Below are 18,305 nucleotides of genomic sequence, written 5' to 3'. Positions count from 1 at the left end.
ATTTTAAAATTTTATATATAGTAATTAAGGATGAAAAACGGTTTTTTGGCCACGGCGAAAGTTTAACGTCTTATCGAGCCGGAAAATGTTACAATATTTTAACCTTGAACTATATCCCCTGACAGTGTAATATAGAACTGCATTAAATAGACGTACTGCCCTTTAATGAAGTGCGAGGTGAAAAATATGAACTATATGGATGCGCTTGCAAAAAATTGGCGTGAGCACGATTACTCTTTTGAAGGACGAGATGTTCTTCCGAATGGCGATGAAGTTTGGATCTACACTACATTGGAACTTGGGCTACCAGTGCTATGGGTGAAGCATCCAGACGGATCGTTTGACTACCGTGTTCTCCATACTCCCGGCTATGATGAATCAACAGGCGAACATTGGTGTTGGAACTGTCATTGCCAGATGGTACATCATGATGATGAATGGCTGTGCCCGAAATGCGGAGATCATATCGATGATAACGACATAGATCTTTTGTCATCTCCGACAGAGGAAGCAAGCTATCCAGACGATGACCTTGAACCAGAACCTGAGTGGTACGACTGATACAGCAAATAAGATCTGCCTCTGCGCTAACAACGCAGGGGCTTTTCTTTTGCCCGAAAATAATAAAATCTTGCAAAAATTAGCAAAAACTGACGCGATAAAAACATGCCCTTTTATGGGGGGAATAGAACGCGTCTTGAACGCACTATTTCTTTTATTTTGGAGGTTTTTATCATGCTCGAAAACAAATTCAAACAGGGATTGACGAAAGAACTGAAAGAACGCTTTCCCGGCTGTGTAGTGGTCCATCTTGACCCGAACGAGGTGCAGGGGCATCCCGATCTTTTGGTTTTGTATGGTTCCACTTGGGCAGCACTCGAAGGCAAGCGCTCAGCAAATGCACCTCATCGTCCGAATCAGGATTATTATGTCCGTCAGATGAATGAGATGAGCTTTGCCGCTTTCATTTATCCTGAGAACAAGGAGGAAGTTCTCAATGCAATGGAACGATCATTCCAGGCTCGTGGGGCAGCACGCCTTTCTGGGCGCAAGTAAGTATCATTGGCTGAACTATGATACTCAACGCCTGGTGGATGCTTTCATGAGCTGTCAAGCAAAGGAGAAAGGCACTCGGCTTCATGCTTTTGCTGCAGAGTGCATTAACCTGAAGCAAAAGCTCCCGAAGAGCAAGAAAACCCTCAACGCATATGTCAACGATGCAATTGGTTTCCGCATGGACCCCGAGCAGGTTTTGTTTTACAGCGAAAACTGTTTTGGTACTGCAGATGCCATTGCATTTAACGACAAAGATAATTTTCTTCGTATTCATGATCTTAAAACAGGAGCTGTTCCAGCACATATAGAGCAGCTCTTTATTTATGATGCGCTGTTCTGCATGGAGTATCATGTCAAGCCGAAAGATATTCTTATCGAAAATCGCATTTACCAAAATGATGATGTTCTCATCGAGACACCGACGGCAGATATCATTGATCCCATCATCGAAAAGATTAAAGAATTTGACAAAATCATTGCAGATCTGAGATAAGGAGCAGCGTTATGAATCCAATTGAGAAAGACCTTAAAAACTACTACGGCACGAGTTCCGACTCTGATATTTTGGAGCATTACGGCACAAAGTGCCATTCCGGCCGCTATCCTTGGGGTTCCGGTGATAATCCTTATCAGCACTCTGGTGACTTTCTGTCTCGTGTGGAAACGCTCAAGAAGAAGGGCATGTCCGAAAATGAAATTTTAGATCAAATCAATAGCACTCTTCCCAAGGAGTACCAGCTCGGTCTTACCGAATTTCGAGTGGCTCGACGTAAAGCAATCCATGAGCGCAAGGCATCTGAGTATGAGAAAATCGCTGCTTTAAAGGAACAGGGTCTCGGCTGGAAAGCCATCGGTGAAAAGCTTGGTATGAGCGAGTCCAGTGTGCGCTCAAAATATGCAGGCACTGCTGATAAAAAAGCGCAGCGTGCAGAGAATATTGCTGACACGTTGAAAAAAGAAGTGGACAAGAAAGGCATGATCGATATTTCCGAAGGTGCCAATCTTGTAATGGGCGTGTCACAATCAGAGCTTGACGACGCTGCGTATACGTTGGAAGCGGAATACGGTTACAAACGTTATGGCGTAGGTATCCGTCAGCCGACCAACATCCGTCAGCAGACTAACATTACGGTGTTGGCTAAGCCTGAATTCGACCAGAAGTATGCTTATCAGCATCAGGATCAGATTGATTCGCTCGGTGATTATCATTCTGACGACGGTGGTGATACGTTCAAGAAGCTTCAGCGTCCTGCAAGTCTGGATTCAAGCCGTGTTGCCATCCGGTATGGCGATGAAGGTGGTCTGGACAAAGATGGTGTCATGGAAATTCGCCGTGGCGTGCCCGATCTTGACCTTGGCAAGAGTCATTATGCGCAGGTTCGTATCCTTGTCGATGGTGACCACTATCTGAAAGGCATGGCGGTCTACTCTGATGATCTTCCCGATGGTGTGGACATCATGTTTAACACTAACAAGCCTTCCGGCACGCCCAAAATGAAGGTCCTGAAGGAAGCGAAAGCTAATCCGGACAATCCGTTTGGAGCAGCCATCAAAGCCAATGGCCAGAGTACATACATCGGTTCTGATGGAAAGGAGCATCTTTCTCCTATTAACAAGCTGAAAGAGGAAGGCGATTGGGATACAATGTCCCGAAATGTATCTTCGCAGTTCCTATCCAAACAGCCGAAAAAGCTTATTGAAAATCAGCTGAAGCTTACAATTGCGGATTATCAGGCGCAGTATGATGAAATCATGCACTACGATAATCCTACTGTTAAAAAGAAGCTGCTGAACGACTTTGCCGATACCTGTGAAGGTACGTCCATGACGCTGAAAGCATCGGCATTTCCGGGACAATCAACGAAAGTCATTCTGCCCATCAACCGAATTAAGGAAACAGAAGCTTACTGTCCGACCTATGAGAACGGCACACAGCTTGCACTGATTCGCTATCCTCATGCCGGCACCTTTGAGATTCCGGTTGTTACTGTCAACAACAAAAATGTCAGCGGCAAGCGCAATCTCGGACAGATTCAGGATGCTATTGGTATCAACGCCAAGGTGGCAGAGCGTCTGTCCGGCGCAGACTTTGACGGCGATACCGTTATGGCTATTCCTGTCACCTCCAAAGTGCCAATTAAGTCTACTCGTCCTTTGGATGATTTGAAAGACTTTGATCCGAAGACGGCATATGCTGTTCCTGAAGGTAACCCCAACAACGTGCGTCTCATGAAAAAAGAAGAGAAGCAGCGTGAAATGGGGGTAATCTCGAACCTCATCACGGACATGACTCTTCGCGGTGCCGACGAAAAAGAACTGGCTCGTGCGGTCAAGCATTCGATGGTCGTCATCGATGCGGAGAAGCACAAGCTGGACTACAAACGCTCTGAGAAAGAAAATGGCATCCAGGAACTGAAGGAAAAGTGGCAGATCCGTGTGGATGAGGATGGCACTACGCATTATGGTGGTGCATCTACGCTCCTGTCTCGTCGCAAGCAGACCATCCGTGTGCCTGAGCGTCGTGGTAGCGTGCGCGTGGATAAAGAGACTGGTGAACTCATTTATAAGGAGAGCGGGCGTGCCTTCATCGATCCGAAGACCAAGAAAGAGCGTATTGCCGAGGATACCGTAAGTCTGATTTCCGAGACAAAGGACGCAAGAACCCTCTCTTCTGGCACTATCCAGGAGAACTTGTACGCAGACTTCTCTAATAAGCTCAAAGCTATGGCAGCACAGGCCCGCAAAGAGGCGGTCAACATGAAGGGCATCCAGCGTGATCCTGAGGCAGCCAAGACATATGCTGCGGAAGTTATGTCACTGAAAGACAAGTACACCACAATGCTGGCCAATAAACCTAAGGAGCGCAAGGCAATGCTGATTGCCAATGCCAACATCAAGGCCAAAATTCAGGAACTGGGTTTAGACCCGCAAAACACCGAGGACAAGAAAGAAATCAAGAAGATTTCTTCTGTTGAAATGCAGCGCGCTCGCGATAAGGTCGGCGCAAGTGGGCAAAAGTCCAAAGTCAGGTTTAGCGACAGAGAATGGGAAGCTATTCAGGCTGGCGCAATTTCCGACAACATGCTGTCAAAGTTCCTGAATTCTTCTGATTCGGATGAAATCGTGAAACGTGCAATGCCCAAAACCACGGCTTCGTTGTCTTCGGCCAAGTTGTCCAAAGCGAGAGCGATGTTGCGAAGCGGTTACACTTATAAAGAGATTGCACAGGCGTGTGGCGTTCCTGAATCCACCGTTTATGATGCACTTGGAAAGCGATAACAGGAAAGAGAGGCTTTGAATTATGGTTCGATGCTTTCTGACCACGTTCGATAATCCCTACAATCCGTATGAGCAGTTCGAGCAGTGGTATCAGTATGACATGGATCACGGCTATAACTCGTCTGGCCTGCTTATGCGGCTGGCACAGACCTCTTCTCAGTTCACAGACAATGAAAATGCCTACGAAATTGAGAAAGCAATCAATAAAATCGTGGCAAACGATCCAGCTAACATCTATAAGAAGCTCAAGATCGAGATTAAGGACGATACTGGCTATGCACAAAGTGCTTAAGGCCATAGGGAGGGGTCTCAAAATCGACACCCCCCTCTCAAATCGCGCCGGTCTTTGATATTTCCCCGGAGGGAAAATTGATATTTGGGCTTTAAACATGCTGCCGAGGCCTTGGGGTGTAGACTGAGGTTTCGGCAGTTTTTGCAAGGGCTTATGGGGTGCGCGCCTCCTAAGAGCTTTCTGAGTTCATGACGTTCGACCTCCATCGGCATCGGGGCATTCTGTGTTGTTCTCCTTTATACGGAATGTTCGCTTTCTCCCTTCAAATGAAAAGCACTGCCACCACACCCATGAGCCTTTGCAAAAACTGAATTTTAGACAACAAAGAAAGAGGGCCTTTGAATGAGACCGAAGAAGAACACACCGGGAGAAGCGGCTGTGGCTTCGGCCCGGCCTGCAACAAGCCCGGAAGCACAGGAACAGTACATGATAAACCTGACCATGCAACTGGTGGAAAGAAGGCTGCGCGAAGGGACGGCTTCCAGTGCAGAAACAACGCACTTCCTGAAGCTGGCTACCATGAAAGCGGACCTTGAAAAGAAAAAACTGGAAGAAGAAAACAAACTGCTCCGGGCAAAGACCGAGACACTGGAAAACGCAAAGGACACCAAAGAAATGTACGCAAATGTGCTGAAAGCTATGGCAAAGTACAATGGCGTGGACGAAGGTGATGATGCCGACTATGAGTTTTAAAAGCTCTTATGCGGCCGGAGTCGTCCTGACAATTCTGTTTTTTATCTGCTTTGCGGCAGCGATTTTTCTGGTAAAGCGCAATATCCTGTGCGAATGGAAGACAGTGCTTTTGACGGGAGCAGTTGCATGGACACCGATACTGCTTGCAGATGACATGTTGCAGAAGAAAGGATTTTTATGATGACAGCATTTGAAGAAATCTGCTTCTGGCTGATGGCGGCGATGCCGTGGATCATGCTTGCATGCTTGTTCACAGACCGAGAACGACCAACAAGCAAGCGGTACTGGTGGTATTTGCCTCCGAGTATTCTGTCGCTTTTGACGGCTATCGCAGTCGGGCTTCCACAAATTGTTGATAAGCGAATCGGCGGATTCGGATGTTGGTGTACGCTGATTTTTACATTTGTATGCGCTTACCATGACGAAATGGAAGGTCTTGAGAACCTACATGGTAAGGTGATTTGCCTCTCTATGATCTGCACGGCATTTGCCATGATCTGCTGGTGCGTGGGGTACTAAGCATATGCCCAGGAAGACATACTCTGAGCTTTGCCAGCATGCGACCTTTGAAGACCGCTTCCATTATTTGCAGCTCCATGGCAAAGTTGGATTTGATACTTTTGGCTTTGACCGGTGGCTAAATCAGAGTTTTTACCAGTCAAGAGAGTGGCGGCAGTTCCGGGACAGGATCATTGTGCGGGATGCGGGGTGCGATTTGGGATGTTCCGACCACGAGATCACGGATTGGGTGATACAAAACGGCAAACCCATTCGGCCGCGCATTATTATCCACCATCTGAATCCGCTGATGAAAGAGGACGTGCTTCAGCACTCGGACGCACTGCTGGACCCGGAAAACGTGATCTGCGTGAGTGATCGGACCCACAAGGCCATCCACTATGGAGATGATACGATCCTAAAGCCTGCATTTGCCGAAAGACGACCGGGCGACACCTGCCCATGGAAAAAGTCAATTAAAGTTTTCTCCCAGCGGTGAAAGATCTCTTCAAAGAGATACTGACCGAGAACCATTTCGCCTATGGGACCGCACTTGTTTTTATAGTCTGAGAGAAGTCTGGCGAACTCTGGGTCAGAAAGAGGACGATCGCGGTTGAACGAGCGCAACTGCTCGTAGTCGGCAAAATAGGACTGAAGTTCTTCGTCGGATTTTTCGGTGAAGGGATTCATAATGCGCTCCTTATAAACATATCCGAATGTGAGCGGATTGGCTGAAGTTTGATGGCGTAATTATATCAGAAAACTTACTTTATATCAAGAAATAAAATGGATAAAGACGAGAAATACGTACAGAAATAAAAGGACGATTGAAAAATGTCGCGAAAAAGTTCTGTATATCCAAAATCTGAGTAAAGCAGGAGGAGAAACAAAATGACCAACGAAGCTATGATGAACCGCGCAAAGCAGCTGGTGGTGGACTATTTTAACGCTCATGTGGACGTGACCGACGGCAAAAAGCTGACGCTGGAGGATGTGTTCATCGTGTGGTTCAGTAAGACGCTGCAGAACTGGAAGGCGCTGGTGAGCACCACCGTATCTGATGGGATGTACTACGAGATCACCCACAACGGTGACAATGGCGAGACCTATCTGGACGTCTACAAGAAGTGGGACAACCAGTGCATTGCGGACTGAGGTGATGAGAAATGGACAGTATCCTGACCTCGGTAAAGAAGCTCCTCGGGCTGACCGAGGAGTATACGGCGTTTGATGCGGACCTTATCATGCACATCAACAGTGTGCTGATGATCCTGCGGCAAATGGGTGTTGGGCCAAAAGAAGGCTTTAACATCAGCGATGCAACGGCAACATGGAGCGAGTTTTGTCAGAACAGGGCGGACATTGAAGCTGTAAAGAGCTATACGGCGCTGAAGGTGAAGATGCTGTTTGACCCGCCGCAGAGTTCCAGCACGATGGAAGCAACGAAAAACCTTATCAGTGAACTGGAATGGCGGCTGTATGCAGAGTGCGACAAGGAGGACGAGAAATGCGCAGACTGATTTTTGCTGTGACGGGGCAGCAGCTTGCCAAACACGGCGACTTTGCGGGTATTACGGCTGGAAGCAAGGGCTATCTGCGCTGCCGCTTTGAGCTGAGTGATCCGGAGTGGCTCGCCGCCAAGAAAATTGCTGTGTTCAACGACGAACATGCAGTGCCTGTGGGCGCAGAAGGCGAGTGTAATGTGCCGGATGAGGTGACTGACGGAAAAAGCTTTAAGGTGTACCTTGCGGGCCAGAACGGCAAAGCCCGAATGGTGACAAGCAAGGTACTGATCGAGCAGGTGAAGTGACATGATAGATTTGGACAAGCAGTTTGCCGAGCTGGCGGATACGAGTGCTGAGGACAGCACCTGCGACTTTGTGATCGACGAAGACCTGCGCATAATTGCCATTCCGGAGCGGGGTGTGGTGCTGGGCGTTGAGGGAGATAAAGACGCGAACCGCATCCGATTTAGAATGAACAAAACATGGCGCGGATACGATATGTCGAAGTTTGACCTGCGCATCAACTACCAGAATGCAAACGGTGACAAAAACTATTACACGGTGACGAGCAAACACACTGAAGGCAATGCGGTGGTGTTTGACTGGATTGTGGCGGCGGATGCTGTAGCGTATCAGGGCGATGTGTTCTTTATTGTGGTGGGCCTTATTACCACTGGCGGAATGGTGAACTGTGCGTTCCACACGACGCTTGGCAAGGCAAAATGCCTGGAAGGCTTGGTGGTAGACACAAAAACTGACATTTCTGAGATCCGGGACTTTATGGCGACGCTGAAGGCGGAAGTGGAGGCATACGGACAGACCTTTGTGAATGCCGCTGCCGCCAGTGCAAAGGCAGCAAAGACCAGCGAAACAACTGCTGCCAGTTCGGCCAGTGCGGCAAAGACCTCGGAGACAAACTCCGTGGCCAGTGCGAAGGTCGCAAAGACGAGTGAAACGAATGCCAGCACCAGCGCAAGCGCAGCAAAGACCAGCGAGACCAATGCGGGTACCAGCGCCGCCAGTGCTAAGGCCAACGCAAAGAAAGCCGAAGCGGCGCGAGATGATGCCAATACCAGCAAAACCGCAGCTGCTGCCAGTGCAGCAGCCGCAAAAAAAGATGCCCAGACAGCATCCAGCTCGGCCAGCACTGCCACAGGTGCGGCAAGCGCTGCCAAGACCAGCGAGACCAATGCGGGCACAAGCGCATCCAATGCGAAGGGCAGCGAAACAAAATCCGGTGAATACCTGCAGGCCATAAAGGAATATTTCGAGCAGGTGCGCACCATTACGCTGGGCGCGCAGGGCTGGTATGAGACCTCAGACGCCCTGACTGCTGCGGTGCCCGTGGGTGAAAACGGCTGGTGGGCTGTGGTGGGCACCACGGACAGCATCTGGGTATGGGACCGCGACACCAATGCCTGGCGTGACAGCATGGTGACGGTAAACATGAGCGACTACTACACCCGCACGCAGGTGGATGAAAAGCTGACTGACAAAGCAAACAAGACCGCCGATGACCTGAACACGATGATCAACACGCTGAGTACGGGCAGCGCCACCCCGCAGGATGCAGATTACTATGTATCCCAATATGCCGGCGGCGGAAGCACAACGACCACCTGCCACCGTCGGCCCATGAGTGCGCTGTGGACCTACATCAAGAGCAAGGCAGGCTCTGTGTTTGCGGCCAAGAGCCACACCCACAACTATGCCGGTTCCGGTTCTGCGGGCGGCTCGGCCAACAGTGCCGTCAAACTCGATACCGCAACCGCGGGCAGTGCGACGAAACCGGTATATATCAGCGGTGGCAAGCCGGTGGCCTGCACTCACTCGCTGGGCAAGGATGTACCGGCCAACGCTGTTTTTACTGACCACACTTACGCCAAGATGACCGCCGCCACTGCCAGCGCGGCTGGCAAAGAGGGCCTTGTGCCTGCACCCGCAGCCGGTGCACAGGGTAAATTTTTGCGCGGGGATGGGACGTGGCAGGCCGTTGCGGCCAAAGAAGCCGTGGATGCCATGCTGGCAGAGATTCAGGCGCAGGTCGCAAAAGCTGGCGCGCCGACCGAACGTCTGGCCTTTGTCACGCAAATCTCTGCAGGCAATTGGGGCTGGAATAACACCATAAGCTGTGAAGCCACCATTCCTGAAGGTATGGATTTCATCCGCATCACTCCGAAGAATTTTAATTCTCCGTATGTGCTCCAGTTTTCTCCTGATAAGGATTTAAGCTTTAAAGCTGGAGAGAACAAGGCGATATCCGCGATCTGCTCAACTGGTGCTACTTTCAAATACACCGCCAGCGACCGCAAGATCAAAATAACCGTCCTCAGTGCCGATATCGGCAGCACCTGCATTCAGGGCTATAAGTATGGCACCGCCGCCACTCCCTGCATCGTCTGGACTGAGGGCGACGGCACATCCGCTAAAGACCATGACATCGATTATATCGAGATCAAGGAGCGGTGGAATGCAAGCAGCTCTAGTGACTACAAGAACACCGTGGAAGCTGTTGCCCGCGTCGTGAAAGGCAGCAAGTATGCGACCGCAGGCGGTGCCACAGTCACTTTTGCCAGCGACGGCACCGTAACGGCCAGCGAATATTCCGGCACGCTTGTGGGCTACCGATACATGACGCTGACGGAAGTTTCAGAGCAGTTAGCATCCACTCAATCCGCTCTGGCCGACGCAGACGCTTTGAACCTTGACCAGGACTACCGCCTAACTCTTTTGGAGCTGGGCGTGACCGATGATGAAACAACCGCATGAACAGAAAGGAAGGACTACTATGGCACTTTATAACACCTGCAAACGCATGATCGAGCGCGGCCAGACCGCCGGTATGGCAAAGAAGCTGGATATCTTCTATGCTGCCAACAAGCTGACCGATGAACAGTACGCAGAACTGACCGAGATGCTGACCGAAAAGGCCAACGCAGTAGAGACTGAGAAATAAAAACAGGAGCTGAAAAATCAAAATGGCACTCTCGAACACGGCGACGCCGATCTACTACGGCCGGTTCCGGGAGGCCGTGATGCGCGGGGAGATCCCCGTTTGCAGAGAGATCAGCATGGAGATGAACCGGATCGACGACCTGATTGCAAACCCGGGCATCTACTATGACGATAAGGCCATCAACGGCTTTATCGCGTTCTGTGAGGACGAGCTGACCCTGACCGACGGCGGCGATGTGAAGATGCTGGACAGCTTTAAGCTGTGGGCAGAACAGATCTTTGGCTGGTACTACTTTGTGGAGCGGAGTGTGTATATGCCGAACCCCCACGGGGCAGGCGGGCACTACGAGACCAAGCGCATAAAGAAGCGGCTGGTGACGAAGCAGTATCTTATCATCACACGTTCGGCCGCAAAGACCATGTACCTGGAATTTTTGCAGGCGTACTTTATGACCGCCAACACGAACACCACCCAGCAGCTGACAACAGCGCCTACCATGAAGCAGGCCGAGGAAGTGCTGGCACCCTTCCGCACCGCGTTGGCACGGGCAAAGGGGCCGGTGCTGAAGTTCATGACCGATGGCAGCCTGCAGAACACCACCGGCGCGAAAGCAGACCGTGTGAAGATGGCAAGCACGAAGAAAGGCATTGAGAACTTTGTGACCAACAGCCTTTTGGAAGTGCGCCCCATGACCATTGAAAAGCTGCAGGGCAGGCGCGACACGGTGGCTACCGTGGACGAATGGCTAAGCTGCGACATCCGAGAAGACCCCATTGGTGCCATTGAGCAGGGCGCGGCGAAAAACGAGAACTACCTGATCGTTGCGGCAAGCAGCGAGGGCACGGTGCGCAACGGATGCGGCGACGACATCAAAATGGAGCTGCTGAGCATCCTGAAGGGGGAGTACATCAATCCACACGTTTCCATCTGGTACTACAAGCTGGACAGCATTGAGGAAGTGGGCCGACCGGAGATGTGGCTGAAGGCAAATCCGAACCTGGGCAAGACCGTGAGCTACGAGACCTATCAGCTGGACGTGGAACGAGCCGAAAAATCGCCCAGTGCCCGGAACGACATCCTTGCAAAGCGCTTCAATCTGCCGATGGAGGGGTATACATACTTTTTTCCGTATGAAGAGACCCTTTGCCACCGACCGAGAAGCTACTGGCAGATGCCGTGCGCCATGGGCGCAGACCTGAGCATGGGCGATGATTTTTGTGCGTTTACGTTTTTGTTTCCGCTTTCAAGCGGATATTTTGGGGTAAAGACAAGGGACTACATTACCAGCTACACCCTGAGCCAACTGCCCGTGAGCCGAAGAAACCAGTACGAAGAGTTCATGAAAGAGGGGACATTATTCGTATTTGACGGCACGGTGCTGGACATGATGCAGGTGTATGAAGACCTTGATAACTTCGTGCAGCAGAACCAGTACGACGTGCGGGCGTTTGGCTACGACCCCTACAACGCGCAGGAATTCGTGGAGCGCTGGGGGCAGGAGAATGGCACCTTTGGCATTACGAAGGTGATTCAGGGTGCGAGGACAGAGAGCGTGCCGCTGGGCGAGCTGAAAAAGCTGAGCGAACAGCGGAAGTTGCTGTTTGACGAAAAGCTGATGGAGTTTGCAATGGGCAACTGCGTTGCACTGGTGGACACCAACGGCAACCGGAAGCTTTACAAGCAGCGGCAGGACCAGAAGATCGATGCTGTGGCAGCTATGATGGATGCTTACATTGCGTGGAAGCAGAACCGGGATGCGTTTGAGTGATTAGAGCACCGCTGTTACAAGGTATATCGTGAGAAGAGTTCCCCATACTGCCTCAGTAATATTTTGGGACAGAAAAAGAGCGGCGTGAGGTTCGTGCCGGTTGAAAACATACTTGCGCAGAAGAAATTCGGCAAGCGTTTTTACACCGAGAAAGGGCGCAACGGTATCATGACCCAAAATGCTGAAAACAATTTCACCTGTGGATCGGTCATCTTTTGTGAGCTTACAGAACACAGTATGGACGAGAACTGCAGCCAAATACAGTAAAAGAGCTTCAAACGACGAAGCCTTAATGACCGAGACCAACCCGAAATATAGAACCGTTGATCGCATCATGCCGAGAACGAAATACATGAAGATTCTCCTTAGTCATCATCTGCGCTGTTCCAATCTTCATTTGGAGCACCGCAGTGTGGGCAAATCCAATAACCGTACTCATTGCTGCCATCTTCCCATGGCGCTACATATTCTCCACCGGCCAAAGAGCCACCGCAATTGTAGCAATTATCCACAAGAAACGAAAGATATTCCAAGGCGGATAAATCGATACCATCTTCTTCGGGAAGTTCATCATCGCTATTCGTTGCACACGGGTCGGCGGTAACATTGGAAGAATCGGGGAGCTCCATTGGAGGTTCAGGGGCTTTTGAGGGAAGAAGGTCAAAATCAACGCCAGAATCAACTGTAGAATTTTTGCGCTTATTGCACACGATTATGCCGCCAGCTATCGCAGCAGCAACTACGGCAGTACCGGCGATTATTTTGCGTTTGTGCTTTTTCCAAAAACGGTTGGCCTTTAACGGTAGAGGAACACGGACATCTGTAATTTTTACCGGTTCGGAATACTCGATTGCAAATGATGTTTTACAGTACTGGCATCTTACATGAGATGGATTTGTGTCGGGTATAGCAAGTTTTTTATTGCAACCAGGGCAAGTGATGACCATTTGAAAAATCCTTTCTATGCAGGTCGTGACATTGCCATTCACAGTGATTAAATTTTCTGGTACATAAATCCGTTCCGAGTCAAATATAACTCGGAGGGTTTCATAGGATCATTTAGTGCATTTTTGATTACCGTAACCAGTGGATTCAGCACCTGATTTGTCAGGCTATCAGATATCTTTAGAATATTCTTTTCAGACTCGGTAAAGGGGTCAGGAGCTTTTTGGCGAAATTTTGGTTTATGTGCTTCTCGGATATCCTTTGCGTAAGGGCTAATGGCATCGGAAATTTTGTTTTTCGTGTGTCCCAGCAATAGGTCTGCCTCTGCACGAATACTTTCCAGATAAGCGGCATTCCAGTTTTGTGCATAATAAACTTCCATGATAGAGCTGATTGCATAGAGTTGCGATGCCAAGTCAAGGTTCTGTTTTGCAATTAGAACAGGCTCCTGATTCTTTTTAGCATCTTTTGCATTGACCCGGTGCTCTAGTTCGGTTGTGTAAAAGTCGATATCTGCAATCGCTCGAATCTTGGAACGCTGGATATTCGTTAGAGTAGCTATGCGCTGGGGCTCGCTTAACATGATTGTGGAATAATTTCCAACGGCATATTTCACAAATGTTAGCTCGGAAAGAAGTTCTGTGCGCTTGGAGTCCTCTAAAAAACTAAGGACATCGTCTAGTTTTCGGTTGATTTCCGACATTTTGGACGAAATATCGGAGAGAAAGTATTGCCCGGTTGCGAAAGAAGCAATGCTAAAGGCATTAAATAGGGCAACAGATGCTGGATTGATTGGATGCAAGGATGCGGTTCCACTAAAATGCGAACTAGCATCAACCACAGTCGTGGCATAGCCGCCGTTGCGAAGATGCAAGAGCGCTCCCTGGACACCTTCTGGAAATTTCAAAATGTAGGTTTTGGAAGCGGTATCTGAAACAATGGCTGGGGGAAGAAGTTGAAGCAAAGAATTGGCGGTAACTCCAGTTTGCTCTGGAAACTCAACTTTTCGGAACCGTGTCTTATCACTAAAGTCAAACGGGATATCGCTTGGAACGATTTCGCAGTTGAGGTCTTTTGTAGAAAGCAGCTCGTTACTGGCCATAATGACAGCCTCCTCGTAGTTTGTGAATCTATCATACAGCAGATAATCTATATTTGCAAGGAGCAGTCGAAAAAAGAAGCAATAAAATCGCTTTCAATAGAGGATTTCTTATTAGAGAGGAGGTGATTATATGCACGGTTATAACGATGAACTCTACCATTGGGGCATCAAGGGCATGAAATGGGGCGTGCGTCGATATCAAAATAAAGATGGGACTCTGACTGCGGCAGGACGAAGCCGATATGTAGGGAGTAACGCTGAAGGAACAGATGAAAAGTCACAAAAGAGAGTTGGGCTTTCAGACAAACAAAAAAGGGCGTTGAAAATCGGCGCAGCGTTAGCGGTTGCTGCATTGGGAACGTATGGTGGGTATCACTTGGCAAAGTCTGGCAAGTTAGAGCCATTTGTTGCTGCAGGCAAACAAAAAGCTGCTGAACTTATGGAAGAGGCAGGAAAAGAGCGGAGTTCGACTCCTAAAACTCATGCACATTCAGACTATACGCGAGCGCATGAGAAAAAGAGTGTTCGAGTGCTGAGCGATGAAGAACTTAATGCTAAAATTAACCGGTTGCAAAAAGAAAAGCAGTATGAATCACTGATTGCTACTCCGAGCAATGTTAAAAAGATGCTTGCGACAGCCGGAACGGCCGCATCAGCATTAGGAACCATAAGCACATTGTACAACAACTACAACGCTGTGGCAAAAATCGGAAAAAATCTTATTGCCTCAAAGAAAATCCAGAATCGTATGAGCACGATGAATGTTCACTCAGAATAAGAAAGGCATCTATGAGAAGTGAAGCAACGATTGGCTCCCGCCTGAAACGGGCGTGGAACGCCTTTACGAACCGGGATCCTCCCGGGAAGAACTACTATGGCGGAGGGAGCAGCTACCGGCCTGACCGGGTACGGCTGAACCGTGCGAATGACCGCACGATCATGACCGCCATTTATACCCGCATTGCCATGGACGCAGCGGGCATCACAATAAACCACGTAAGGCTCGATGAAAACGGACGCTACGACGAAACCGTTGATTCGGGCCTTAATTGCTGTCTGAACCTTTCCGGCAACAAGGACCAGACCGGCAGGGCGCTGCGGTATGACATGTTCCTCTCTGTACTGGACGATGGCGTGGCGGCGCTGGTGCCGGTGGACGTGGATGTGGACGAAGAGACCGGCAAAGAAAAGATCCTTTCCATGCGTGTGGCGAAGGTGAAGGAATGGTACCCCGATGATGTGCGGCTGGAAGTGTACAACGACCAGACCGGGCAGAAAGAGGAGATCACCCTGCCGAAAGCAGAAGTGGCCCTGATCGAGAACCCGTTCTACGCCGTGATGAACGAACCGAACGGCACCATCCAGCGTCTGATCCGCAAGCTGAACCTGATGGACGTGGTGGATGACCAGCTGGGATCTGAAAAACTGGATCTTATTATCCAGCTGCCATACGTAGTGCGCAACGACATCCAGAAAAAGAGAGCGGACGACCGGAGAGCCGAGATCGAACGGCAGTTGACCGGTTCTAAATACGGCATTGCCTACACCGATGGTTCGGAACACATTACACAGCTGAACCGCAGCCTTGAAAATAACCTCCTGAAAACCGTGGAATACCTGACCAACATGGCATACAGCCAGTTAGGCATTACCCCGGAGATCATGAACGGTACAGCAAGCGATGCGGTGATGACGAACTATGAGAACCGTACCATTGAACCCCTTGTGGCAGCAGCCGTGGACGAGCTGAAGCGAAAGTTTTTGACTGAGGAGGACCGGAAGGAAGGCCGCGAGAGTATGATGTACTTCCGCGACCCGTTCAAGCTGGCACCGGTGAGTGCCGTTGCCGAGATGGCGGACAAGTTTACCCGCAACGAGATCCTGACAAGCAATGAGTTCCGGCAGCTGCTGGGAATGAAGCCCTCGAAGGACCCGAAGGCGGACGAACTGCGGAACAGCAACATTTCGCAATCCGACGCGGAGATTGCTGAGAGAAACAAAACGATCACGGCTGGAAAGGAAGCCGTAGAAAGGAGTATGGCAAATCAAAATGGCGAAGTTTGATTATGACTGCAGCGGCTGGGCCACGAAGGCTAAGACCAGGTGCTATGATGGCCTGACCATTGCACCGAATGCGTTCCAGGAATGCGACGGTAAAGTTGTGACCATGGTGTACAACCATGACCATGACAACCTGGAAAACGTCCTTGGCCACTGCCTGCTGGAGAACCGGCCCGGGGGCATGTATTGCTACGCAAAGTTCAACGATACGGATACCGGCCGGACCGCGAAGGCCTGCGTGGAAAATGGCGACCTGAACGCTTTTTCCATCTATGCAAACTGCATCAAGAAGACGGGCAACACGGTCCAGCACGGCATTATTCAGGAAGTGAGCCTTGTGCTGGCAGGCTGCAACCCGGGTGCGCTGATCGACGAGGTGGTGAAGCACAGTGCCGACGAGGACTACGAGGGCGGCGAAGCATTCATCTACACAGACGGCGGCCTGAGCATTGCCCACGGACTGGACCCGGACGGTGAACCGCTGGACGACCTTGTACACAGCGGCGATGCAGCGACCGACGAAGCAACACAGGAGGAAGCCGAGATGGCGGACGAACAGAAGGATGGCAAGACGCTGAAAGAGGTGTACAACAGCATGACACCCGAACAGCAGGAGTGCTGCCATGCACTGATGGGCATGGCCCTGGAAGAGCGTGACGGCGAAGAGACTGACAATGAGGAGGAAGAAACCGTGAAGCAGAACGTATTTGAGAAGGACACGAAGGGCACCGTGCTGAAGCACAGCATTGACGAGATCAACAAGGTGGTGAAGACCGCCAAGACCTGCGGCACCATGAAGGCTGCTTTTGCAAACGCCGGCATTGAGGACAGCGAGGTGAACGCTCTGTGTCACGGCATTGACAACATCGACTGGCTGTTCCCGGAAGATCACCTGCTGGACACCCCGCCCCGCATCATTGACAAGCCCGACGACTGGGTGAGCGTGGTGATGGGCGGCGTGAAGCACATCCCGTTCAGCCGCTTCAAGAGCCTGTTCGCCGACCTGACCGAGGACGATGCACGTGCCAAGGGCTACCTGAAGGGCAACTACAAGACGGAAGAGGTGTTCGGCCTGCTGCGCCGCTCCACTGGCCCGACCACGGTGTACAAGAAGCAGGAGCTGGATCGCGACGATGTGGTGGACATTACCAGCTTTGACGTGGTGGCATGGCTGCATAACGAGATGCGCTACAAGCTGAACCGTGAGCTGGCACTGGCCTACATTCTGGGTGACGGCCGCATGGCAGCAAGCCGTGACAAGATCGATGAGAACTGCATCCGTCCGGTGTTCAACGACGCCGACCTGTTTACCATCAAGGTGCAGGTGAAGACCACCGGCCTTTCCACCGTGGAGGACAAGTACAAGGCCTTTATCAAGCAGGCCATCCGTGCCCGCAAGGACTACCGTGGCAGCGGCACCCCGACTATGTTTACCACCGAGGATGCCCTGACCGAGATGCTGCTGCTGGAAGACGGCATGGGCCGCCAGCTGTATACGGACGAGGCCGCACTGGCCCGCAAGCTGCGTGTTGCCAAGATCGTGACCATTCCCGAAATGGAAGGCCGCAAGGGTGCCAAGGGCGGTGATCTGGCTGCTGTGATCGTGAACCTGGCCGACTATACCGTGGGCGCGGACAAGGGCGGTGCCGTGAGCATGTTCGATGACTTTGACATCGACTTCAACGCACAGAAGTACCTGATCGAGACCCGCTGCTCCGGCGCACTGACCAGCCCCTACAGCGCTATGGCCATCGAGTGGGCGGCATGAGAGACTCCTTCAGTCTCACAGTCCGCCTGACGGCGGCGCTGTTCGCCAGCTCCCTCAATGAGGGAGCCTTTTTCAAAGGAAAGGATGATAGAAAATGCTGAACAAGCTCTATGAGCAGGGCAAGGACCTGCACGTTGCAAACTACATGGCCTACGGCAAGACCGCGGACCACAAGCTGTACGCTGACGCCACTTTCAAGGAGACTGTGACCAAGGAAGAGATCGAGGATGCCTTCAAGAAGGGCCGTCTGGTGATCGTGGAGGGCGCAAACTATCTGGTGCCTGTGGCCTTTGGTGCGACCGGCGTGATCACTGTTGTGACCGGCGAGACCGTGAAGACCCAGGCATGGGCGGCTTCTGCCGAAAAGTAAGCAGAAAATTCA

22 protein-coding genes are annotated in these 18,305 nt (G+C 50.8%); 18 read left to right on the top strand and 4 right to left on the bottom strand.

The window, feature by feature from the left end; all coding sequences use genetic code 11:
* The first annotated feature begins 186 nt into the window (after positions 1 to 186).
* From DWV57_RS14320 to DWV57_RS03160, 8 genes are all read left to right on the top strand, one after another.
* Complete coding sequence (locus tag DWV57_RS14320) at positions 187 to 561, top strand: hypothetical protein (RefSeq protein WP_133303628.1); 375 nt, start codon at positions 187 to 189, stop codon at positions 559 to 561.
* Between the two features lie 174 nt (positions 562 to 735).
* Positions 736 to 1,056, top strand: coding sequence for a hypothetical protein (locus DWV57_RS03190; RefSeq protein WP_097775582.1), 321 nt, complete (start codon positions 736 to 738; stop codon positions 1,054 to 1,056).
* A complete protein-coding gene (locus DWV57_RS03185; RefSeq protein WP_120019910.1) occupies positions 998 to 1,549 on the top strand; it encodes a hypothetical protein in 552 nt (183 codons plus the stop codon). Before DWV57_RS03190 ends, DWV57_RS03185 begins: the two co-directional genes overlap by 59 nt.
* An 11-nt stretch (positions 1,550 to 1,560) precedes the next feature.
* Positions 1,561 to 4,335, top strand: a complete 2,775-nt coding sequence (locus DWV57_RS03180; RefSeq protein WP_120019909.1) for a helix-turn-helix domain-containing protein — start codon at positions 1,561 to 1,563, stop codon at positions 4,333 to 4,335.
* A 22-nt stretch (positions 4,336 to 4,357) separates the two neighbouring features.
* Complete coding sequence (locus tag DWV57_RS03175; RefSeq protein WP_243112291.1) at positions 4,358 to 4,627, top strand: hypothetical protein; 270 nt, start codon at positions 4,358 to 4,360, stop codon at positions 4,625 to 4,627.
* 342 nt (positions 4,628 to 4,969) lie between these two features.
* A complete protein-coding gene (locus DWV57_RS03170; protein ID WP_120019907.1) occupies positions 4,970 to 5,320 on the top strand; it encodes a hypothetical protein in 351 nt (116 codons plus the stop codon).
* Positions 5,310 to 5,501: a hypothetical protein gene (locus tag DWV57_RS03165; protein ID WP_120019906.1), complete on the top strand. Its 192-nt coding sequence runs from the start codon at positions 5,310 to 5,312 to the stop codon at positions 5,499 to 5,501. The genes DWV57_RS03170 and DWV57_RS03165 overlap by 11 nt, the downstream gene beginning before the upstream one ends.
* Positions 5,498 to 5,839 (top strand): hypothetical protein, encoded by a 342-nt coding sequence (locus DWV57_RS03160; RefSeq protein ID WP_120019905.1) that lies wholly within the window; start codon positions 5,498 to 5,500, stop codon positions 5,837 to 5,839. The genes DWV57_RS03165 and DWV57_RS03160 overlap by 4 nt, the downstream gene beginning before the upstream one ends.
* 378 nt (positions 5,840 to 6,217) lie before the next feature.
* Here the strand turns inward: DWV57_RS03160 and DWV57_RS14410 are convergent, their stop codons facing one another.
* A complete protein-coding gene (locus tag DWV57_RS14410) occupies positions 6,218 to 6,508 on the bottom strand; it encodes a hypothetical protein (RefSeq protein WP_165853651.1) in 291 nt (96 codons plus the stop codon).
* Positions 6,509 to 6,709: 201 nt separating this feature from the next.
* On the opposite strand from DWV57_RS14410, the gene DWV57_RS03150 reads away from it, so the two are divergent.
* From DWV57_RS03150 to DWV57_RS03125, 6 genes are read left to right on the top strand one after another with little or no spacing between them, the layout of a single operon-like run.
* The gene (locus DWV57_RS03150) at positions 6,710 to 6,973 is read left to right on the top strand and encodes a DUF6275 family protein (RefSeq protein ID WP_120019903.1); all 264 of its coding nucleotides are present in this window, start codon (positions 6,710 to 6,712) and stop codon (positions 6,971 to 6,973) included.
* Between the two features lie 11 nt (positions 6,974 to 6,984).
* On the top strand, positions 6,985 to 7,338 hold the full coding sequence (locus DWV57_RS03145) for a hypothetical protein (protein ID WP_120019902.1): 354 nt from the start codon (positions 6,985 to 6,987) through the stop codon (positions 7,336 to 7,338).
* On the top strand, positions 7,326 to 7,628 hold the full coding sequence (locus tag DWV57_RS03140) for a hypothetical protein (protein WP_120019901.1): 303 nt from the start codon (positions 7,326 to 7,328) through the stop codon (positions 7,626 to 7,628). Before DWV57_RS03145 ends, DWV57_RS03140 begins: the two co-directional genes overlap by 13 nt.
* Before the next feature lies 1 nt (position 7,629).
* On the top strand, positions 7,630 to 10,092 hold the full coding sequence (locus DWV57_RS14405) for a hypothetical protein (protein WP_165853650.1): 2,463 nt from the start codon (positions 7,630 to 7,632) through the stop codon (positions 10,090 to 10,092).
* Between the two features lie 19 nt (positions 10,093 to 10,111).
* Positions 10,112 to 10,279 carry a hypothetical protein gene (locus DWV57_RS14400; protein WP_165853649.1) on the top strand — a complete coding sequence of 56 codons (168 nt, stop codon included), beginning with the start codon at positions 10,112 to 10,114 and terminating at the stop codon, positions 10,277 to 10,279.
* 22 nt (positions 10,280 to 10,301) lie between these two features.
* Positions 10,302 to 12,047: a terminase TerL endonuclease subunit gene (locus tag DWV57_RS03125; protein ID WP_120019899.1), complete on the top strand. Its 1,746-nt coding sequence runs from the start codon at positions 10,302 to 10,304 to the stop codon at positions 12,045 to 12,047.
* On the opposite strand, the gene DWV57_RS03120 is transcribed toward DWV57_RS03125, so the two are convergent.
* The 3 genes from DWV57_RS03120 to DWV57_RS03115 are packed head-to-tail and all read right to left on the bottom strand — an operon-like array spanning position 12,048 to position 14,094.
* Entirely contained in the window at positions 12,048 to 12,401 is a 354-nt protein-coding gene (locus tag DWV57_RS03120; protein ID WP_120019898.1) for a hypothetical protein, read from the bottom strand.
* An 11-nt stretch (positions 12,402 to 12,412) separates the two neighbouring features.
* Positions 12,413 to 12,994 (bottom strand): hypothetical protein, encoded by a 582-nt coding sequence (locus DWV57_RS14315; protein WP_133303627.1) that lies wholly within the window; start codon positions 12,992 to 12,994, stop codon positions 12,413 to 12,415.
* A gap of 47 nt (positions 12,995 to 13,041) precedes the next feature.
* On the bottom strand, positions 13,042 to 14,094 hold the full coding sequence (locus DWV57_RS03115; RefSeq protein ID WP_120019897.1) for a hypothetical protein: 1,053 nt from the start codon (positions 14,092 to 14,094) through the stop codon (positions 13,042 to 13,044).
* Between the two features lie 130 nt (positions 14,095 to 14,224).
* Between DWV57_RS03115 and DWV57_RS03110 the strand changes: the two genes are divergently transcribed.
* The 4 genes from DWV57_RS03110 (at position 14,225) to DWV57_RS03095 (ending at position 18,293) form a co-directional block, all read left to right on the top strand.
* Positions 14,225 to 14,872 (top strand): hypothetical protein, encoded by a 648-nt coding sequence (locus tag DWV57_RS03110; protein ID WP_120019896.1) that lies wholly within the window; start codon positions 14,225 to 14,227, stop codon positions 14,870 to 14,872.
* 11 nt (positions 14,873 to 14,883) lie between these two features.
* Positions 14,884 to 16,158: a phage portal protein gene (locus DWV57_RS03105; RefSeq protein WP_120019895.1), complete on the top strand. Its 1,275-nt coding sequence runs from the start codon at positions 14,884 to 14,886 to the stop codon at positions 16,156 to 16,158.
* A complete protein-coding gene (locus DWV57_RS03100; protein ID WP_120019894.1) occupies positions 16,145 to 17,923 on the top strand; it encodes an HK97 family phage prohead protease in 1,779 nt (592 codons plus the stop codon). Before DWV57_RS03105 ends, DWV57_RS03100 begins: the two co-directional genes overlap by 14 nt.
* A gap of 94 nt (positions 17,924 to 18,017) precedes the next feature.
* Positions 18,018 to 18,293 (top strand): hypothetical protein, encoded by a 276-nt coding sequence (locus tag DWV57_RS03095; protein ID WP_120019893.1) that lies wholly within the window; start codon positions 18,018 to 18,020, stop codon positions 18,291 to 18,293.
* The last annotated feature ends 12 nt before the right edge of the window (positions 18,294 to 18,305 follow it).

Origin of the sequence: Faecalibacterium sp. AF10-46, assembly GCF_003604105.1 — a bacterium.
Lineage (GTDB): Bacteria > Bacillota > Clostridia > Oscillospirales > Ruminococcaceae > Faecalibacterium > Faecalibacterium taiwanense.
This window is presented reverse-complemented; position numbering and strand designations above follow the sequence as displayed.